Source organism: Micromonospora sp. Utrum1, from assembly GCF_057197805.1.
Genome location: NZ_CM170071.1, coordinates 3,398,652 through 3,414,577, shown reverse-complemented (window position 1 = coordinate 3,414,577; position 15,926 = coordinate 3,398,652). Strand labels below are relative to the sequence as shown.

Sequence of the window (15,926 nt, the reverse complement as noted above, 5' to 3'; positions counted from 1 at the left end):
CGTTTATCGTGCTCCCCGCACTGGGCCGGTCGCCGGCAGCAGGCCTTCTCCGGCGCAGGTTCGAACCAAGCTGCCGCGGGTGAAGATCAACGCGCTCGTGCATGATGATCGCCGCTGCGGGCAGCAGTCAGCCGTCCTCGCCATCTCGGACAAGACGGCGCCGCTGCGGCGGCCGGTGCAACCGCAATCGGCGAGTCGGCTGGGGCCTCGGAAGCCGCACTTCAGCCCGCTAGGCATGGTCACGGCCATGCACGCTTACTCCGGTAGTTCAGACGGGTACGGCTACGGCTTCCGGTCGGCAACGTAAGAGGGCATCTCGTGTGGATCTGATCTGATACACGCTGGTTGCTGCCTTGCTGGAGTCGAGGATCTTGCGCCCTGATGATCGGTGGATGACGACCCCTCGCCGTCCGTATCGCACCGATCTGTCTGATGCCAGGTGGGCGTTGATCGAACCGACCATGACCGCCTGGCGGGCGGCTCAAGGCGGCCTGGGCCTGAAGAAACCGGTGCATGACCTGCGGGAGATCGTGAATGCGATCCTGTACGTCAACCGGACCGGCATCGCCTGGGAGTACCTGCCCCACGACTTCCCGCCGTACAAGACCGTGCACTCGTACTTCACTCGCTGGGCCGCTGACGGCACCACCGAGACGATCCACAACCTGCTGCGCGGCAAGGTCCGGCAGGCAGCCGGCCGTGACCCGGAGCCCAGCGCGGCGATCATCGACTCGCAGAGCGTCAAGACCAGCAGCAACGTGCCCGAAGCCAGCCAGGGCATCGATGCCGGCAAGAGGATCAAGGGCCGCAAGCGGCACCTGGCCACCGACGTCCTCGGTCTGCTGCTGGTGGTGATCGTCACCGCCGCCAGCGTCTCCGACACCGCCGCCGGCCGTGACGTCATCGACCGCCTCGCCGCCACCCACCGTCACATCAGCACAGTGTGGGTTGACGCCGGCTACCGCGCCACTGCCATCGCCCGCGGCGCCGCCCACGGCATCGACGTGCAAGTCGTGCCGAAAACACCAGGCCAGAAGGGCTTCCAACCCTTGCCCAAGCGGTGGGCCATCGAACGCACCAACGGCTGGATCATGCTCCACCGACGACTCGTCCGCGATTACGAGACGTCACCAGAGCACTCCCGAGCCCACATCCACTGGGCCATGATCGACAACATGAGCCGGCGATTGACCCACGAGACGACTCCATCCTGGCGCGACGACCACCCCGAGACGGACACACCGCCACACACCTAAACGGGATGCCCTCTAAGAACCGCGAGCCGGCAACGTCACGATCAGACCCCGCTCCCGAAGCAGGCGGACAGCCGCCCGGACCGTTCCGCGACTGACGCCGTACTCCTGCTGTAAATGGGTCTCGCTGGGGACCGGCTGGCGCGGCTTGAGCTTCCCGTCCTCGATCTGCTTGGCGAGGAGGTCTGCGAGCTGGATGTAGAGCGCCACCGGAGACATCTCGTCAACCATGAGCCGGACCTTATGGACGCGCAGCCTGAGTAGGCCGTAGGGTACGGGCAGGACGTATAAGACGGGTTGTACGAGTAGGACGAGTTCGATTACCTTTCGCAGGCGTCCGCAAACCCACAGCCAGGAGGGATCTCATGAGGTTCTGGCCGTTCAAACGCCGTCCGCTACCAGTCGATCAGTCCGGCCCAGCGACCGCCTACCCGAACCGTTCCGGAGCGCTCGGTCCGCTGGCCGTCTCCGAGGTCCAGGCCCGCCGCAACGCCGGCCGCCCGCACTACTGGGCAGTCGAGCCGACGATGGAGTACCAGCGCACCCCGCTCCTCACCCTCGGCCAGCGGTACCGCTCTCAAGGTCGGGCCCAGTGATGGAGGAGAAGTTTCTGACGCAAGTCCCGTTCAAAGTCGTCCTCGCCTCGTATTGCATCGAGTTCCACGAGCGGAACCTGTGCGCGAAGTGCACGGACGCCGGATGTCCTCGGCTCGATGACGCCGCGCACACCCTCGACCGCTACCGGGCCGATCGGTTGGAGCGGTACCGGCTCCGTCGAGCGCAGTAAGGGATCTGTCTACGGAATCGTTTGGCAGCGGCGATGCGTTCATCGAGCGCCGCCCGTCAGGGACGAACGTCGACGCAGCAATGCCTCTCCCCTGTTCGGCACCATGAATCCCATGCGTGTCAGGGCAAGGTCGGGATATGCACTCGGGCCCACGTCACTGCCAGGGCTCGTGGCAGGGGGCAAAGCCCCTGCCACGACCTGATCAGCGTGTTCTAGTCGTGACCCTAAGACATCGGCTTTTGGCTGCTGAGCATGCGCACGGTCGTGCTGAGCTTGATCGGCGCGTCATCAGGGCCTCTGAGGAAGGGGCTGATGTAGATGGGGCGGCGCAGCGCTCTGCGGGGTCCGTATGCCTGGTTGCGCCAGTGGCCAGACACCCAGAACCGGCTGCTCTGAGGGTGCCCTGGGTCGCTTGACGCCGATCGTCCAAGCGGCGGTCGAGTGCCGCGGTTGGCGCCGATACGGACGACCCGAACCTCGGGCGCTGGTCGGTTGGTGCGGGCGTAGGACTTGCGCATGGCTTTGTCGACTTCTGCCGTTGTAACGCTGGCGGCCTGCTGTACGACCAGCAGCCAGGTGGCGACCAACGCTGCAGCGGGATCAGCGCCGGGCAGCTGGTGCTGCTCGTGTACCTGAATGGTGCTCGTCGGGGCGAGCCAACCCACCTGTTCGCGCAGTCGCTGGAGCGGTGTGCCCTCCAGGCCGCCGCCGAGGGTGCGGTAGTTGATTAGCCGCCAGCCGTCGCTGGTGATGGTCCAGGAGGCGGCGGCGATCTCCCGCCGCGTCACGGGTCGCGACCACACGAGCAGTCCGTCGGTGGAGGGCATGAGGTCGCGGCTGATGGTGACGTCGGGGAGTTTCTCTGCGGCGTACTCGGCCAGGTCAGTGAAGTCGCCGTCGATCCAGAACAACCGGGCTCGGTCCAAGCCGGCGGCGATGTGGTCGCGTACGTCGGTGGATGCGAGCGCGAATGGGAGGTCATCGTCGGCTCGGTAGAGGCGAGCGAGCCGGTCGCGTACCTTGGGCAGCTCGCGGGCGGTGATGAGAGTGGCGGGCCAGGCGGTGGTCGTGATGAGCGTCCGTCCCGGGACCCGGGCGTTCAGGAACGCCCGGTGCAGTTGCCCGATGCGCTCTAGCACCTGCGGGTGGTCGCCGAGGCCGAACGCCTGCAGCGCCCGGTCGACGACCTTGTGGTGCCTGCCATCGTCGATGTAGACCTGGCACGTCGCGCACGCCGCCCACGCTTGGCCGAAGTTCTGCACCAGTCCCGCGGCCGCCCCGATGGCGACGGCGGTGACTTCGCCGCCGACGAGCGTCCAAGTCGGGTACGGGTCCCCACAGAAGTCGCAGGTGCGATGGACCGTGTCGAGTTGACTGACCGGTACGGGCACGGGTTCGTGTCCGTCGGTGGCGAGTTGGATCGGGTGTACGTAGGTGGGCGGTGTGCCGAGGATGTTCAGTGGGGAGAGGCAGATCTGGCAGGCCATCTCCTCGCGCGCGGCGGTCACGCCGTCGCCTCGTTGCTCAGCCGGCGGTCACGCAGCCGCGGCCCTCGACGGCGCCTGACGTCGGGCATCGCCATCCCCGGCTCGTAGACTGCGTGGCGGTTCCGGCCGCGGTGTTTGGCGTGGTACATGGCGATGTCCGCGCGACGGAGGGCCACCTCTTCGAACGGGTCCGTGCTCTCCGCCAGGGCGATACCGACACTGGCGGTGACGGTGACCATGCCGGGTGCGCCATCGGTAGTGAGGTTGACGGGCTGGGCGATGAGTGCGACGAAGGCGTCGGCGATGCGGGCCAGGTCGGCGGTGCGGACGGGCAGCAGTGCAGCGAACTCGTCGCCGGAAAGCCGGGCGGCGGCGCCGCCGTGGAGTGCGGCGATGTCGGTGATGCGGCCACCGATGGCCGCCAGGACGTCGTCGCCTCGGTCGTGCCCGTGGGTGTCGTTGACCGGTTTGAACTCGTCAAGGTCGATCAGCACGACGACAATCGGCTGAGAGGAAGCGACCTTGGCGAGGGTGGCGTGTGCGGCGAGCAGGCCAGCGCGGTTGAGCATGCCCGTGACCGAGTCATGTTCCAGCTGCCAGATAGCGTCGGCGAGCCGGTTCCGGAGCCCGCGGACGGATGGCCACATGGTGAGGCCGCCGAGGGTGAATGCCACCAAGGCGGTGGCGATCATGATCAGTGGTAGGGACACTGGACTCCTCCATCTCAATGGAGAACCCGGGACGCGGCGTTTCCTAGGCGAGGCGTCCCGGGTCCTGATACGACGACGGCCCGCCATGTGGCGGGCCGTTTTGCTGCTTGCCGATCGTTGACGGCACGGCAATGGCTGCACCGGTGGAGGCAGCGGCCGGCGTGCTAACTCAGGCGACATGGCGAGCAGCAGGGATCCGACACGCGACGACCTGGCCACGACCGGCGGATCAGAGGGTGCTGTCACGAACGCGATGCTGTTCGGGTGCGTCGAGGTGCGCCGCCTGGCCGCGGGTGTTCGTGCTAGCGGCGCACGGGGTGCGCGGCCTGATCGGCGCGCAGTGTGCCGGCCAGGTCCGCCGGGATGTCGGCGTAGGTTTCGACGGCCAGGAGCACTTCGATCGGGTCGAGAATCGCCTCGATCAGACCGAGCCGGACGGTGTCGGGTTCCTTGTCGGGATCGGTGACGGGGTCCCAGGCGAAGTCGACGACGGTCGCGAAGTAGGTGCGGTGTGGGTTCCAGCCGACCTGAATGGAGTAGCGGTCGAAGCCGGGTTTGGGTGCGAGGGTGTAGAGACTCATCGGTTCCTTTCACAGGGCCGCTCGGCCGAAGGCGGTCCGGCAGGAATTGCGCGGGTGGTGCCGCAGCGAGCGGCAGATGGGCCCGGTGGGGTCGCCCGACTTTCGGGCTCATGCCTCGGGCTGACGGGCGCGTTGCTCGGCGAGGTCGACGATCTTGTCGCGGCGTGCGGCGGGAAGGCCGGCGAGCAGGTCGATGTACTGCTGTTCCTGTGGGGTGACGGGTTCGGCGAAGGCGGCCTTGTAGTCCAGGCGTGCGGGTTCGTGTGCGGCCTCTATCGGGCCGCTGTGGTCGTAGGCGGAGGCGACCTGACGTAGCTGCTCGGCCGCGGCGAGGGGGTCGCGGGACAGGGTGGTGTCGTAGATGCGGTAGTTCGGCGGAAGGTCAGCGGCGCCGATGGCGATGATCAGGCACAGGTTGGCCTGGACGTGGTAGGCGTGAGCCTCGCTGCGGGTCGGCGTTTCGCCGCGGGCCCGCATGGCGGCGCGTTCGGCGTGCCAGCGCAGCCGGGCTTCTTCGGCGTGTCTGGCGAGGGCGAGCAGCATGCTGCGGGTGGGATCCACTTGGTGCCTCCTGTCGTTGAGTGGTTCCGGCTACTTGTCGGATGGGTTGGCTCGGTCGGTGTCGGCTGCCTGCTCGAACACCGATGGCGGGAGGCCGGCGTGCAGCGCCTGCAGCAGCAGGTCGGCGAGCCGGTATTCGGGGTCGGCCTGCAGGGCGCGGTCTGCTGCCATGCCAGCGAGGGCTCCGTCGCCGCAGCGCCATGCAGTGATGGCGAGGAGGGTGGCCGGTGCTGGCACGAGCGCCTCCTCGGCGCGGCGGGTGATGTCGGCCCAGAACGTGACGTGCCGGTCGTGCGGCTGGGTGCGGTCTACGGCAAGGTCCCGCACCGATGACCGCTTCAGGAGCACGGTGAGCCAGGCCACCTCGTCGTCGGTGAGGCGCTCGCCGTTGTCGTGCTGTCGCAGCGCGTCGCGGACCGCCAGGGCGCCGGCTTCGTCCGCAGCGGCGGCGCCGGCGGCGCTCACCGCCGTCAGGCGGGTGACCGCCGCGGTGGTGGCGCGGCGCATGCGGTCGCGGGCGGCGCCGCCGATGGGTGCGAACCGGGCGGCCACGGCTGCCCGGTTCGGTAGCGCGACCTGCCCGGCGGCGGTTGCCTGCACGGCGATGAGCGAGGAGGTGGGATCGAATGGGGTTCCCTGCGGCGGGCAGCAGTCGGGGTTGTCGCAGGTGAGGTTGAAGATCTGGGTACCGGTGACCCGCAGCAGCTCCAGGACGGGCATCCCGCTGGCGGTGAATGCCTCGTGAACGGTGTGCAGCGCCGGATCGATGTGCTCGGTTCCATATCCGACGATCATGAGGTCGGTGATCGGCTGCTGCCGCCGCAGGACCGTGACCAGGTTGGCGGCTACCTCGAGGATCTGGCGTGCGGGGGCGCCGGGGGCGGGCAGGTCACCTCGAGCGGCGAAGACGATCCGCCGGTCCCTGCTCGCGATGACGACGATGCTGCCGTCGCCGGGACGGAAACCGAGGAGATACGGCACCGCGGCCACCAGGTCGGCCGGGGACCGCACGGTCAACTTGTTGTGGGGAAACGACATGACGATCTCCAATTCAGCTTGGTATCGGGGCAGGATTCGGATGGTCGGCGAGCCGGACGAGCCGCGTGGGCGCGTCGGGTGGGCGCTGGACCCTGCGTCTCCCCTGCCGGGGGAGCCCGATCAGACGGTCGGCGCGGTCGACGGCTCAGTCGCGGTCGGGATCCAGGTACCGGTCGAACCGGCGCCCTCGACGCTGGCGGTCAGCGTGATCAACGTGTGCTCAACGTTGGCCAGCCCACCGGTCAGGTTCGCGCGGACGGGGCTTTCAGCGGTTGCGGCCACCGCCGGCGGAGGCGGCGTGGCCGCGGCGCGAAGCATGTGCCCTCGTGGTGAATGAAGGAAGGCGGCCACCGGATGGTGGCCGCCTGCAGGGATACGGGTGCCGTGCCCCGGTCGCCGCTGAGGCGAGGGGCGGGTATGAGCGCTGAGGGTCTGAGCCTGGGGTGAACGGCGGCCGACCGGGAAGGGTGGGCGCGATGCCGTCGCGGACGCAGCAGATCAGCAGCAGGAATAAGGAGAAGAGGCTTCAAGTTAACCGCAGATACTGCTGGTGTGGCTGGGGCTGTCAGGCGTTGCTGTCTGGCAGGACCTGACAGCCCCGGCCCACTGGTATCAGCCCGTGGCGGGTGTGACGCGGGAGTTCACCTGGCCTCTCGCCTCAGGACGAGCACGTCCTCATGTGCGACAAGGTGCACCGGCACGCCCTCGGCCCTGGACTTGCGTACCGCCATGAGCCCGAACATCGAGGCGCGGTGCACGATCTGCCCGTCGCGGACGGCGGCAAGCATCGCCGCGCACCGCTGCACCGGAATCAGCCCCACCGACTGGGCGACGGCCAGGAACTCGCCGGGCAGGTCAATGAAGTCATCCGGGCTGCGCCGTACCGGTCGGCACGTGATGACCACCGTGCCGCCTGGGCGCAGCAGCTGGTAGCTAGCGGCCAGGATCGCGGCGAACCCGTCGAGCAGACCCGACCACCCGACGTAGGCAAGGTTGCCCCGCTGGCGGTCGCCGTACAGGTGCGCGCGCTTCCTGACCCCCGTGCCAGTTGCCCGGACAAGTCCGTGGGTGGACCGCCCGTATGGCGGGGAGGTGAGCACAAGCCCGACCTCACCGACCGCCGCCACGGGAGCGAGCTCCAGCAGGCCGGTCGCGTCGCCGGTGATCACCGTCGCCATGCCGGCGGCGCCCTGGGACGCGGCGAGGGCAACGTTGGCCGCCGCCAAGGCGGTGAACCGCGGTTCGATGTCCACGCCGAGCGCGTGCCGCCCGAGATGCATGGCCTCCACCAGCGTGGTGCCCGACCCGCACATCGGGTCGAGCACCAGATCCCCCGGGGCGGTGTAGGAGGCGATGGCGTGCGCGGCGAGGTGGGGCAGCATCTTCCCCGGGTGCGTGGACGACTCCGGCACGTACCGGCCCCGTCGCTGGTCGCGGGAGGGCTGCTGGCAGGTCAGCCACACCGACGTGATCGGCAGAGGCTCAGGCATCGCCGCCGCCTCCCACCTGTGCATGGTGGGCGCTGCGGGTCAGAATCAGCACGTCGGTGTGGATGTCCAGCTGCGTGTGCTGGCCACGCCGGGGCGGTTGGTCGGCCGCCACGATGTGCTGCAGGTACGCCAGGCCGGCCCGCTTGGCGGCGGTGACGATGTCGACCGGCAGGATGAGATCGCCGTGCGGGAGCAGCACCGCCACGCAGCCGCCCGGCACGAGGCTCTCGTGGCAGCGGCCGAAGAACTCGCACGGTGAATCGGTGTTGTCGACTAGCCATCCGGTGACGATGAGCGTCGCCGCCTCGCGGCCCCAGCGCCCGTGGCAATTTGCTTGCAGGTGGGTGCGGCGGTGTGCGGCGATGATGGCGCAGGCCAGCTGCGGCCCCTCGGCCAGGTCGATGATCAGGTCGGACGGGTGAGTGAGGTTGTGGACCAGCCGGACGCCCATCGCGTTGGACATGGTCTCGCCCGGCTGCGGGGCGGGGACCGGCCAGACGGTGATCGGCACGGGCGGGTCGCCGGGCACCACGTCCCCTACCGGGAGCGGCGGGCTGTGGCGGTTGGCATCGGTCATGGGCACGGTGGCCCCCGGACCGGCGGGCGTACTGACGATCCCCAGTGCGCCGCTGACAACCCGATCGAACCCGCTTCCGGCCTGACAGCACCAGTCACCGCGGCGCGTGACAGCCAGTCACCCCGCCGTGCGGGCGGTCGGCACACCGCGAACCTGACACCACCGGGCACAACCTGTCCCGGTCGGACAATCGCTAGTGGTGTCAGGTCTGGCTGTCCCAATCGAGGTCTCGGCCTTCGCGCAGGGCGAAGCGCTCCGTCGAGGGGACACCACCATGGCATCAACCGCCCGCACAAGGACGGCCGACACGGCGCTGACCACGGCTGAGAAGGCCTTCGAGCTGCTGGCCTGCGAACCCGCGCCGCTGGCGTTCGACGCCCGCCCAGTGCCTGGTCTACCGGACACGACCATGCCACTCGACGAGCTGCGCAAGCTGCTCGTGGACGAGCGCTACGACAGCGACACCACCGACGAGCTGTGGCGGCAACTGGCCCACCACGCCCGCGAATGGGGACCAGCCTGGGTCGTCGGCGCAATCGGCGTGGCTCTGCCCGCACTGACGCACCTCGCCGCAAAGATCAGCCGCGGACACCCCGGGCACTCCGACGACGTTGACTCCGAAGTCCTGGCCGGCTTCCTTCAAGCGCTGCGCACGGCGGACCTCGCCCCGCCCAGGCTATGGCTGCGACTGTGCTGGGCGGCATGGCGCGCAGGCACCACAGTCGTCAAGAGCGACAACGGCGAGGAGCTGCCGCCGGACCTGCCCAGCGGCTCACGGTCGCCGAGGATGCCCTACGGGCACCCGGACCTGCTACTCGGCCGAGCAGCCGCCGCCGGCCTGATCACCGCCGAGGCCGCGGAGCTCATCAGCGCGACGCGGTTCGGCGACGCGTTGATCGAGCAACTGGCCGCCGAGAGAGGCGTGACCGCACCGGTCCTGCGCATGCGCAGACGCCGCGCCGAACGCGTCGTGGCCGCCGCCGTAACGCGGGGCGACCTATCCGACCCGACCCGCTCCTCCGCCCGCCGCGAACCCGCCAGAGCGGCCTGACAACGCCTAACCTGGTCGACATGTAGGCAACTGGGCACGTGGGGGTCTAGCAGCGGAGATGCTTCTCGACACCTCACACTGCTCCCCCGGTGTCCGTGGACCTCTTGCGGACTACTCGGTCAAGGGACGGCTGTTGGCTACTCCTGGGACGTGCTTGAGGTTTGGTCGGCGTGGCGCGGGGGCCGAACACCAGGCCCAGCCGAGGCGTGCGCCGCCGTAATCCACTGCCCGGAATGGGACGCCTACTTGCCGTGGGCGCCAGGCTGACTGCACGCACGTAGTCAGACCGCTGGCCGTCCACCACAGCCTCGGCACGCGCCGGGGGACCAGGGGCGGCCGGCGTAGATCGTCGCCTCATCGGGGAACTGGTCTAGGGCGTGTCCTGTCGATCATGTGAATGCGCACCCCCAGCTGCGCGCTCGGGGCGCATCCGGGCCGGGCGTCGCGATGCCTGTGCCGCTGAAAGAGCCTTTACCTCGCGTGTCACGATTCCTCGGTGACGTCGCAGGCCAGGTCCCCGCTGGGTGGGGCGACGTGTCATCGACCCACCCAGCACGGAGCTGGCCGCCCGACCCTGCCGATGGCCGACTCGCCGCTGACCCAGCCAAGCCCCGGAGGGGATCCTCGGACCGTCGCCGCTGAAGGCGGCTACTCGCAGACGTCGCCGTCGTTGTCGCGGTCGATGTACCAGTAATACTCCGGGTCCTCGCCCTGGACATACGGGCCGTAGCCGTGGGACTTAGCCTCGGCGCAGGTGCTGAAGCGGGGGTCGTTGTTTCCGCCGCCGCCGGTGTCGCCGCCGGTGTCGCCGTTGCCGCCGTCCGGCTCGCAGGCTTCGCCATCCAGGTCGCGGTCCAGGCCAGTGCGGTACCCAGGCTGACCCCTGCGGAGCGGAGCCTTCCCGGCGGCGCGCACCGCGTCGCAGTTCTTGTAGTAGACCGCGGGCGCGGTGGTCTTCTTCGGGCTCGGCTTTGGCGACGGCTTCGCGCTGGTCGGCGCGGCCGTGGTCGGCGAAGGCGATGGCTCCGGCGCCGCGGAGCTGGCCTCGGTGGTGATCGAGGGCGCCACCGCCTGGACCTCCTGGGGGGCCGCGGTCTTCGGCGACTTGCTCGGCTCGGGGGTGGGCGGGCCGGCGGCGATGCCGATGCCCATCAGGCCACCACAGCAGGCGAGCACGGCGACGCCGCTGACTAGGAGCACCTTCACCGCGGTCGACTGGCGGCGCCACCACGACGGGCGCGGCGGCGGCGCGAAGGCCATGGTCGGGTCGTACGGCGGCGGCGGCGGAGGGGGCGGCGGCGGAGCCTGGCCGCGCCACGGGTCCTGGGGAGGCAGGTCAGTCACACAACGCAGTGTGAACCAGCGTGTCAACAATTGATACTGGACAACTGGCCGGAGGTGTGTCTGTCAAGCGACACGTTGGTCAGGATCTTAACTGCCGGGTTTACGGTCGGCGGGTGGGATTCTCCATCAAGCTCGCGCCCGGTATACGCGTCCGCGCCTCATCGCGGGGGATCCGCACCAGCCTCGGCCCGCGGGCTGCCAGGATCCACGTCGGCGGCGGTCGTACGGGCTTCTCCACCGGTGTCGGCCCGGTCGGCTTCTACACCTCCCTCGGCGGCGGTCGTAGCCGCTCCGGTGGCCGCAGCACGTCACCGACGGCCTATCAACGGCAGCTCGCCGCGCAGCAGCGTCAGGCCGCCCAGGCGCAGCGGGCGGAGGAGGCCCAGCGCCTGGCGCAGGCGTTCCTGCGCATCCTCGACCTGCACCGGGTGAGCTTCCCTGCCGCCAGCCGACCGGTCGCACCTGAGCCCGCACCACCCGACCGAGCCAGCGTCTACAGGCACTACGAACAGCACGCCCTGGCCGGAGTCGGAATCTTCGAGCGGAGCAAGCGGGCCCAGGCCAAGCAGCAGGCCGCGCAGTGGGCCGACGTCGAGGTGCAGCGCCAGTGGGCCAGCCTCTTGGAGCAGAGGGCCGGCTGGCAGCAATACCTCGATCAGCGGTGGCAGCAGCTGTGCAGCAACGACGCGGATGTTGTGCTGGAAACCCTGGAAGAAGCCTTCGAGGACAACGAAGCCCCGAGCGCCGCCGTCGGAGTCACCGGGGACGAGGTCTCCCTCGTAGTTCTCGTGCCTACCGTCGAGCAGGTCGTGCCCGAGCGCATGCCCACCACCACCCAGGCCGGCAACCTGTCCCTGCGGAAGCTGCCCCAGCGCGACCGCGCCGCCTACTACAGGCAGTTCGTCTGCGGGCAGATCCTCGTCACGGCCCGGGAAGCCTTCGCTGTCGCACCCGCGATCGGCTCCGTGCGGGTGGCCGTGCTGCGCCACGAGGGGCCGGACAGCTACGGCCGACCCCTCGTGTCCTGCCTTCTCGCCACCAGGATCCACCGTGCTTCGCTGAACGGTGTGCGATGGGCGGACGCCGACGCCGCTGCCATCGTCAACGACGCCAGCAGTGAATTGCTGCTCAACCCGCGACCTCGAACCGGCGAGCTGCTACCCCTGAACATCGCCAACGAGCCGGCAATCACCGAACTCATCAACACCGTCGACCTAACCGAACTGACCGCCGGCCAATAGTCCGCCACTGCACACCGGGCCATGCCGCCCAAAGACGAATGTGCGACTCGTCCGTTGCCCACCAAGGGGCCACGTGCGGCGCCGAAGCTGGCGGAGTTTCCGCCGATCGGGCAGTCTCGGATCACCACCCCACCGCCGCCGCGTAGGAGGACCACGCATGGCTGAACCGTCGCCCACGCTCACCGACCTGATCCGCGTCATGGACGCCCACCCGATGCTCTGCGACTTCGGCTACGGCAAGTACGACGGCCCCGGCTTCGACCACACCGCGTCCCGTGCCAACCTCGTCGAGAACCTCGACCAGGTCCTCACCGCGCACGCGTGGCTGAAGACGCTGCACCCGACGGGCGACCGGGACTGGCCGACCTCCTACGGCCTCAAGCACCAGGGCGAGGCCGCCGGCGTCGGCTACGTCACCAACGGGGCGCTGATCGCCGCCGCGTACATCGCCGGGGTCCCGGTGCGCGTGCACCCCGGCAGCCCGAACCCGGGCATCGGCTTGGCGCTGACCCCGCCGCCGGAGCCCGCACCGGCCGGGAGCTTCACCGCGTGGCTCACCGACCAGCGCGGCGTGAACCACCCGATCGGTCACCTCGCCGACGACGTGGCCGAAGACGAGTGCTGGCCGACCACGGGCACCGAGTATCAGCAGTTCGCCGAGCACCTGGACAAGCACCGCGCGTCCAGGCCGGCGTGGGACACGCTGCGGGAGGCGTGGGAGGCGTACAGCGGCCATCCGGCGCCCAGCGACGACGAGGAGGACCTGTAGGCAGCCGGGCAGAGGATGCGCGCGGGGCGTCCGTAGCTTGCCCGGCCATACCCCGCACCGCGAGCCTCCTGATCGTTGCCGCGATGTTCCTGTTCCTCGCCGCCGGATACCTCACCGTCGCGATCCGGCGGATGTCCGGAAGCTGGCTGGTCCATGCCCTGCTGACCGCCCTGGCGGCGGGTATCGCCGTGCAGGGCTGCTTCCACCAGTGGCTCGGTCAGCAACCAGCCGGTCACAGGCTCGACGCGAAAGTTTGGACTCGGAAGTGTCGGTGCGTCGCACGCCCAGAGGCGGTTGGCGCACCGCACACGCCCTCGATCCGCGCAGCTGCCCAGCTGCGCAGAGTGTGCCGATGCGGCCGCCCTCTGTACATCGCGGCGAATCCGGGCGACCATCGGGTTAGGTGATGCACGAACGAGGCGCGGCCGCAACAGGGGGTGTCGATGGCTCCTGGAGGCTCCCGGCCTGCCGGCATTCCCCGACGTCAACCGAAGGTCCGCTTTAGGTGCACGAAGTGCGCGTGGACTGCGAAACGGGCTCCGAACCTTCAATACTGTCCACGGTGCGGGGCCCGCGCCGTCCGGCTGAACCCGCCCAATGGCTGAGCAGATGATCCCGGGCACCCTCGCCACGTTGTCCGCGGTGTTCCGCCGCCGATTCCTGTTCAATGCGCTGCTTCCCACGACGGTGTTCGCGGGCGTCCTGACACTTGTGATCATTGAGAACGTCAGCTCGATGCAGATCGTCGGCGCGTGGTGGAGTCGGCTCGACGTCATCAGCAAGGCTGTCGTCCTTCTGGTGATCTCAGCGGCGGTCTGGTTCCTGGCCGTGGCGGTCGCCAGTCAGTGGCGCGCCATCGTACAGCTCTTTGAGGGCTACCCTGCGGTTCGACTTTTCGGCTGGAGGGCGCCGGGCGTCAGCTGGCACGCCCAGCGCAGATGGGAGCTGTGGGAAGGCGACAACGATGACCATGAGCGGGCGTTCCACCGCTACACCCTTATTGAGGACGCTTCCGAGCCGTACGAGGACGGCGACGTCCTCCCCACGACGCTGGGTAACATCCTGTTAGCCGGCGAACGCTACGCTCTGTCGCGCTACGGCATGGACACCATCCAGTTCTGGCCTCGACTGTTCCCGCTCCTGCCGGCCGAGTTTCGGGCGGAGTACGAGGAGTACATCGTCGACTACGAATTCCCGATCGTCGTCGCGTTCCTGTCTGCCGCGACTGGGACTGCCGGAGGAGCGGTGAGCCTGCTGTGCGGCGGCTCGCCGCTGCTATTCGCCACATGTTTCATCGGCGGCACCCTGGTCGCCTACCTGTTCTATACGCTCTCTTTCTCCGCCGCCGAGGAGCTGGCCGAGCAACAGCGGACCGCGTTTGACCTCTACCGGCATCTGCTACTGGAGCAGTGGCCCACCCCGCCCGACGTGCGTGACGAGCGTGCCGCCTTCACGCAGATCGCCGCCTTCATTGTGAACAACTCGCCGCCGGAGTGGGGTCGACCTCAATCACTGCACCGGCAGCGACACCGTCGCGATCAACCAGAGTGATCACCCGTCAGGGTGACGTCGTGGCCGGTCGCACGAAGATGAGCTTCGCCGTCCCGCCCGCGGCCAGCAGCACGGACTCGGTCGACGCCGGAACCGCCAAGACGACAATGTAGGCGTCAGGCTGCTTGCCGAGCGGCCGCACGTCGAGGACGATCGCGTCGTTCAGAACTCCACTGCGCGGCCCCTCACTCGCGGTGCTCGACAGAAGCACGTTGATCCGGCCCCCGCGGGCGATCAACGCGCCACCGATGTCGGCCGCCGATGCGGGAAGACTCACCACGGATCGGCCCTGCAGATTTGCGCCGGACAACTCCGGGCCTAACAGCGCTGCGGACAGTGGCTTTCCTCGGCCGACGGCGGTCAGACTGTACCTGCCCAGGACGGCGGAGTCCTTGGTTAGCGAGTCGCGCGGAAGTTCTCCCGCACGGACCCATGCGAGCCGCACGTCCGCGGGAGAGAGTTGGCGGTACGCCGGAAGATCGACTGAGGCAACCCAGACCTGATGGCGCTCGTTGTCGCGCAGCCAGAGATACGCGGCACCTGCGATGCCCGCCACGATGACAAGTGCGAGGGCCAACGCCGATGCTCGCCAGCGCCGAGCGCGCAGCCGCGCGAGGCGCCTCCTTCTCGGCGCTGCTGGAGCCGATACAGGGCTCGACTGAGGAAAGGACATCCGCACACCGTAGGAAATCAGCCGCCAGTCCACCGACGGGCCCGAGCTCGCCGGCGAAGGACGCCCCTCTGGTGTCCGTTTGATGGCGCCGGAGCGCGTTCGTGCGCGGCAAGTGGCGCAAACCGTCCTCCCGCCGCCACCCGGCTTGGCACTGCGTTACCAGCGGTGTGCCGGCATTAAGGATCGATTCGCCGAATCCGCAGGCAAGGGCCGTCGTCGTCAGGTCGACCGTGAGCTCGGCGAGTCGCTGATTGGTCTTGTCAGGGTGTGACAGGCGGGTGGCGAGTTCATCGGAGCTGACAGTCGAGATCTGGGCGGTGCATGTCATCCACGGCATGCCCGCCGGGGTGGGGACCTGAATCCGGCGAGGCCATCGGTCCGGCATGACTGGCGCGGCGTACTGACACATCGCAGCCCTTCGCTACACGCAAGGGAGGAGCGCCCCCACCGGACCTCACGGTCCTTCGCCCGGTCCCCACCGCGGCGGCCCACACATCCCTGTGGAGCGCCGCAATGCACACGATCTCTGTTCTCAACGACCTGATTCTGACCGCTGCCGCCCCTGGCGGTGGAGGCCCGAAGTCCATTGCCCAGGTCATTTCCAACATCACTGGCTGGGTCATGGGCATCATCGCGCTGGTCGCGACGATGTTCCTGGTCATCGGCGGCCTGCGGTACATGGCCGCCGGCGGTGACCCGGCCCAGGTCGAGCAGGCGAAGGGCAACGTCAAGTCCGCGCTGGTCGGCTACGCCCTCGCCGTACTGGCCCCGGTGATCCTGCAGGTGCTGCAGGGCATCCTCGGCGGCTGAGGC

General features: G+C 68.9%; 18 protein-coding genes. 7 read left to right on the top strand and 11 right to left on the bottom strand.

What is annotated here, in order from left to right:
- The first annotated feature begins 392 nt into the window (after positions 1 to 392).
- Entirely contained in the window at positions 393 to 1,256 is an 864-nt protein-coding gene (locus tag AC0OLQ_RS16150) for an IS5 family transposase (protein ID WP_484532013.1), read from the top strand.
- A 12-nt stretch (positions 1,257 to 1,268) separates the two neighbouring features.
- Here AC0OLQ_RS16150 and AC0OLQ_RS16145 read toward each other — a convergent pair whose 3' ends face one another.
- On the bottom strand, positions 1,269 to 1,484 hold the full coding sequence (locus tag AC0OLQ_RS16145; RefSeq protein WP_484532012.1) for a GntR family transcriptional regulator: 216 nt from the start codon (positions 1,482 to 1,484) through the stop codon (positions 1,269 to 1,271).
- A 134-nt stretch (positions 1,485 to 1,618) separates the two neighbouring features.
- Here AC0OLQ_RS16145 and AC0OLQ_RS16140 point away from each other — a divergent pair, with 134 nt between their 5' ends.
- Positions 1,619 to 1,849, top strand: coding sequence for a hypothetical protein (locus AC0OLQ_RS16140; RefSeq protein WP_484532011.1), 231 nt, complete (start codon positions 1,619 to 1,621; stop codon positions 1,847 to 1,849).
- Positions 1,850 to 2,264: 415 nt separating this feature from the next.
- Here the strand turns inward: AC0OLQ_RS16140 and AC0OLQ_RS16135 are convergent, their stop codons facing one another.
- The 8 genes from AC0OLQ_RS16135 to AC0OLQ_RS16100 form a co-directional block, all read right to left on the bottom strand.
- Positions 2,265 to 3,548 carry an AcrVA2 family anti-CRISPR protein gene (locus AC0OLQ_RS16135; RefSeq protein WP_484532010.1) on the bottom strand — a complete coding sequence of 428 codons (1,284 nt, stop codon included), beginning with the start codon at positions 3,546 to 3,548 and terminating at the stop codon, positions 2,265 to 2,267.
- Entirely contained in the window at positions 3,545 to 4,219 is a 675-nt protein-coding gene (locus AC0OLQ_RS16130; RefSeq protein WP_484532009.1) for a GGDEF domain-containing protein, read from the bottom strand. Before AC0OLQ_RS16130 ends, AC0OLQ_RS16135 begins: the two co-directional genes overlap by 4 nt.
- A 320-nt stretch (positions 4,220 to 4,539) precedes the next feature.
- The gene (locus tag AC0OLQ_RS16125) at positions 4,540 to 4,818 is read right to left on the bottom strand and encodes a hypothetical protein (RefSeq protein WP_484532008.1); all 279 of its coding nucleotides are present in this window, start codon (positions 4,816 to 4,818) and stop codon (positions 4,540 to 4,542) included.
- Between the two features lie 108 nt (positions 4,819 to 4,926).
- Entirely contained in the window at positions 4,927 to 5,379 is a 453-nt protein-coding gene (locus AC0OLQ_RS16120) for a hypothetical protein (protein WP_484532007.1), read from the bottom strand.
- Between the two features lie 30 nt (positions 5,380 to 5,409).
- Positions 5,410 to 6,417, bottom strand: coding sequence for a DUF4192 domain-containing protein (locus AC0OLQ_RS16115; protein WP_484532006.1), 1,008 nt, complete (start codon positions 6,415 to 6,417; stop codon positions 5,410 to 5,412).
- A 120-nt stretch (positions 6,418 to 6,537) separates the two neighbouring features.
- Entirely contained in the window at positions 6,538 to 6,735 is a 198-nt protein-coding gene (locus AC0OLQ_RS16110) for a hypothetical protein (protein WP_484532005.1), read from the bottom strand.
- A gap of 323 nt (positions 6,736 to 7,058) precedes the next feature.
- Positions 7,059 to 7,907, bottom strand: coding sequence for a TRM11 family SAM-dependent methyltransferase (locus AC0OLQ_RS16105; protein WP_484532004.1), 849 nt, complete (start codon positions 7,905 to 7,907; stop codon positions 7,059 to 7,061).
- On the bottom strand, positions 7,900 to 8,484 hold the full coding sequence (locus AC0OLQ_RS16100; RefSeq protein WP_484532003.1) for a hypothetical protein: 585 nt from the start codon (positions 8,482 to 8,484) through the stop codon (positions 7,900 to 7,902). Before AC0OLQ_RS16100 ends, AC0OLQ_RS16105 begins: the two co-directional genes overlap by 8 nt.
- A 196-nt stretch (positions 8,485 to 8,680) precedes the next feature.
- On the opposite strand from AC0OLQ_RS16100, the gene AC0OLQ_RS16095 reads away from it, so the two are divergent.
- On the top strand, positions 8,681 to 9,535 hold the full coding sequence (locus AC0OLQ_RS16095; RefSeq protein ID WP_484532002.1) for a hypothetical protein: 855 nt from the start codon (positions 8,681 to 8,683) through the stop codon (positions 9,533 to 9,535).
- Between the two features lie 648 nt (positions 9,536 to 10,183).
- Here the strand turns inward: AC0OLQ_RS16095 and AC0OLQ_RS16090 are convergent.
- Positions 10,184 to 10,879: an excalibur calcium-binding domain-containing protein gene (locus AC0OLQ_RS16090; RefSeq protein WP_484532001.1), complete on the bottom strand. Its 696-nt coding sequence runs from the start codon at positions 10,877 to 10,879 to the stop codon at positions 10,184 to 10,186.
- Positions 10,880 to 10,992: 113 nt separating this feature from the next.
- Here AC0OLQ_RS16090 and AC0OLQ_RS16085 point away from each other — a divergent pair, with 113 nt between their 5' ends.
- From AC0OLQ_RS16085 to AC0OLQ_RS16075, 3 genes are all read left to right on the top strand, one after another.
- Positions 10,993 to 12,120, top strand: a complete 1,128-nt coding sequence (locus AC0OLQ_RS16085; RefSeq protein WP_484532000.1) for a DUF4236 domain-containing protein — start codon at positions 10,993 to 10,995, stop codon at positions 12,118 to 12,120.
- Between the two features lie 157 nt (positions 12,121 to 12,277).
- Positions 12,278 to 12,889 carry a YozE family protein gene (locus tag AC0OLQ_RS16080; protein WP_484531999.1) on the top strand — a complete coding sequence of 204 codons (612 nt, stop codon included), beginning with the start codon at positions 12,278 to 12,280 and terminating at the stop codon, positions 12,887 to 12,889.
- 597 nt (positions 12,890 to 13,486) lie between these two features.
- Positions 13,487 to 14,440 (top strand): hypothetical protein, encoded by a 954-nt coding sequence (locus tag AC0OLQ_RS16075; RefSeq protein WP_484531998.1) that lies wholly within the window; start codon positions 13,487 to 13,489, stop codon positions 14,438 to 14,440.
- 7 nt (positions 14,441 to 14,447) lie between these two features.
- Here the strand turns inward: AC0OLQ_RS16075 and AC0OLQ_RS16070 are convergent, their stop codons facing one another.
- Positions 14,448 to 14,996: an SAF domain-containing protein gene (locus tag AC0OLQ_RS16070; protein WP_484531997.1), complete on the bottom strand. Its 549-nt coding sequence runs from the start codon at positions 14,994 to 14,996 to the stop codon at positions 14,448 to 14,450.
- A gap of 630 nt (positions 14,997 to 15,626) precedes the next feature.
- Between AC0OLQ_RS16070 and AC0OLQ_RS16065 the strand changes: the two genes are divergently transcribed.
- Complete coding sequence (locus AC0OLQ_RS16065) at positions 15,627 to 15,923, top strand: pilin (protein WP_484531996.1); 297 nt, start codon at positions 15,627 to 15,629, stop codon at positions 15,921 to 15,923.
- The last annotated feature ends 3 nt before the right edge of the window (positions 15,924 to 15,926 follow it).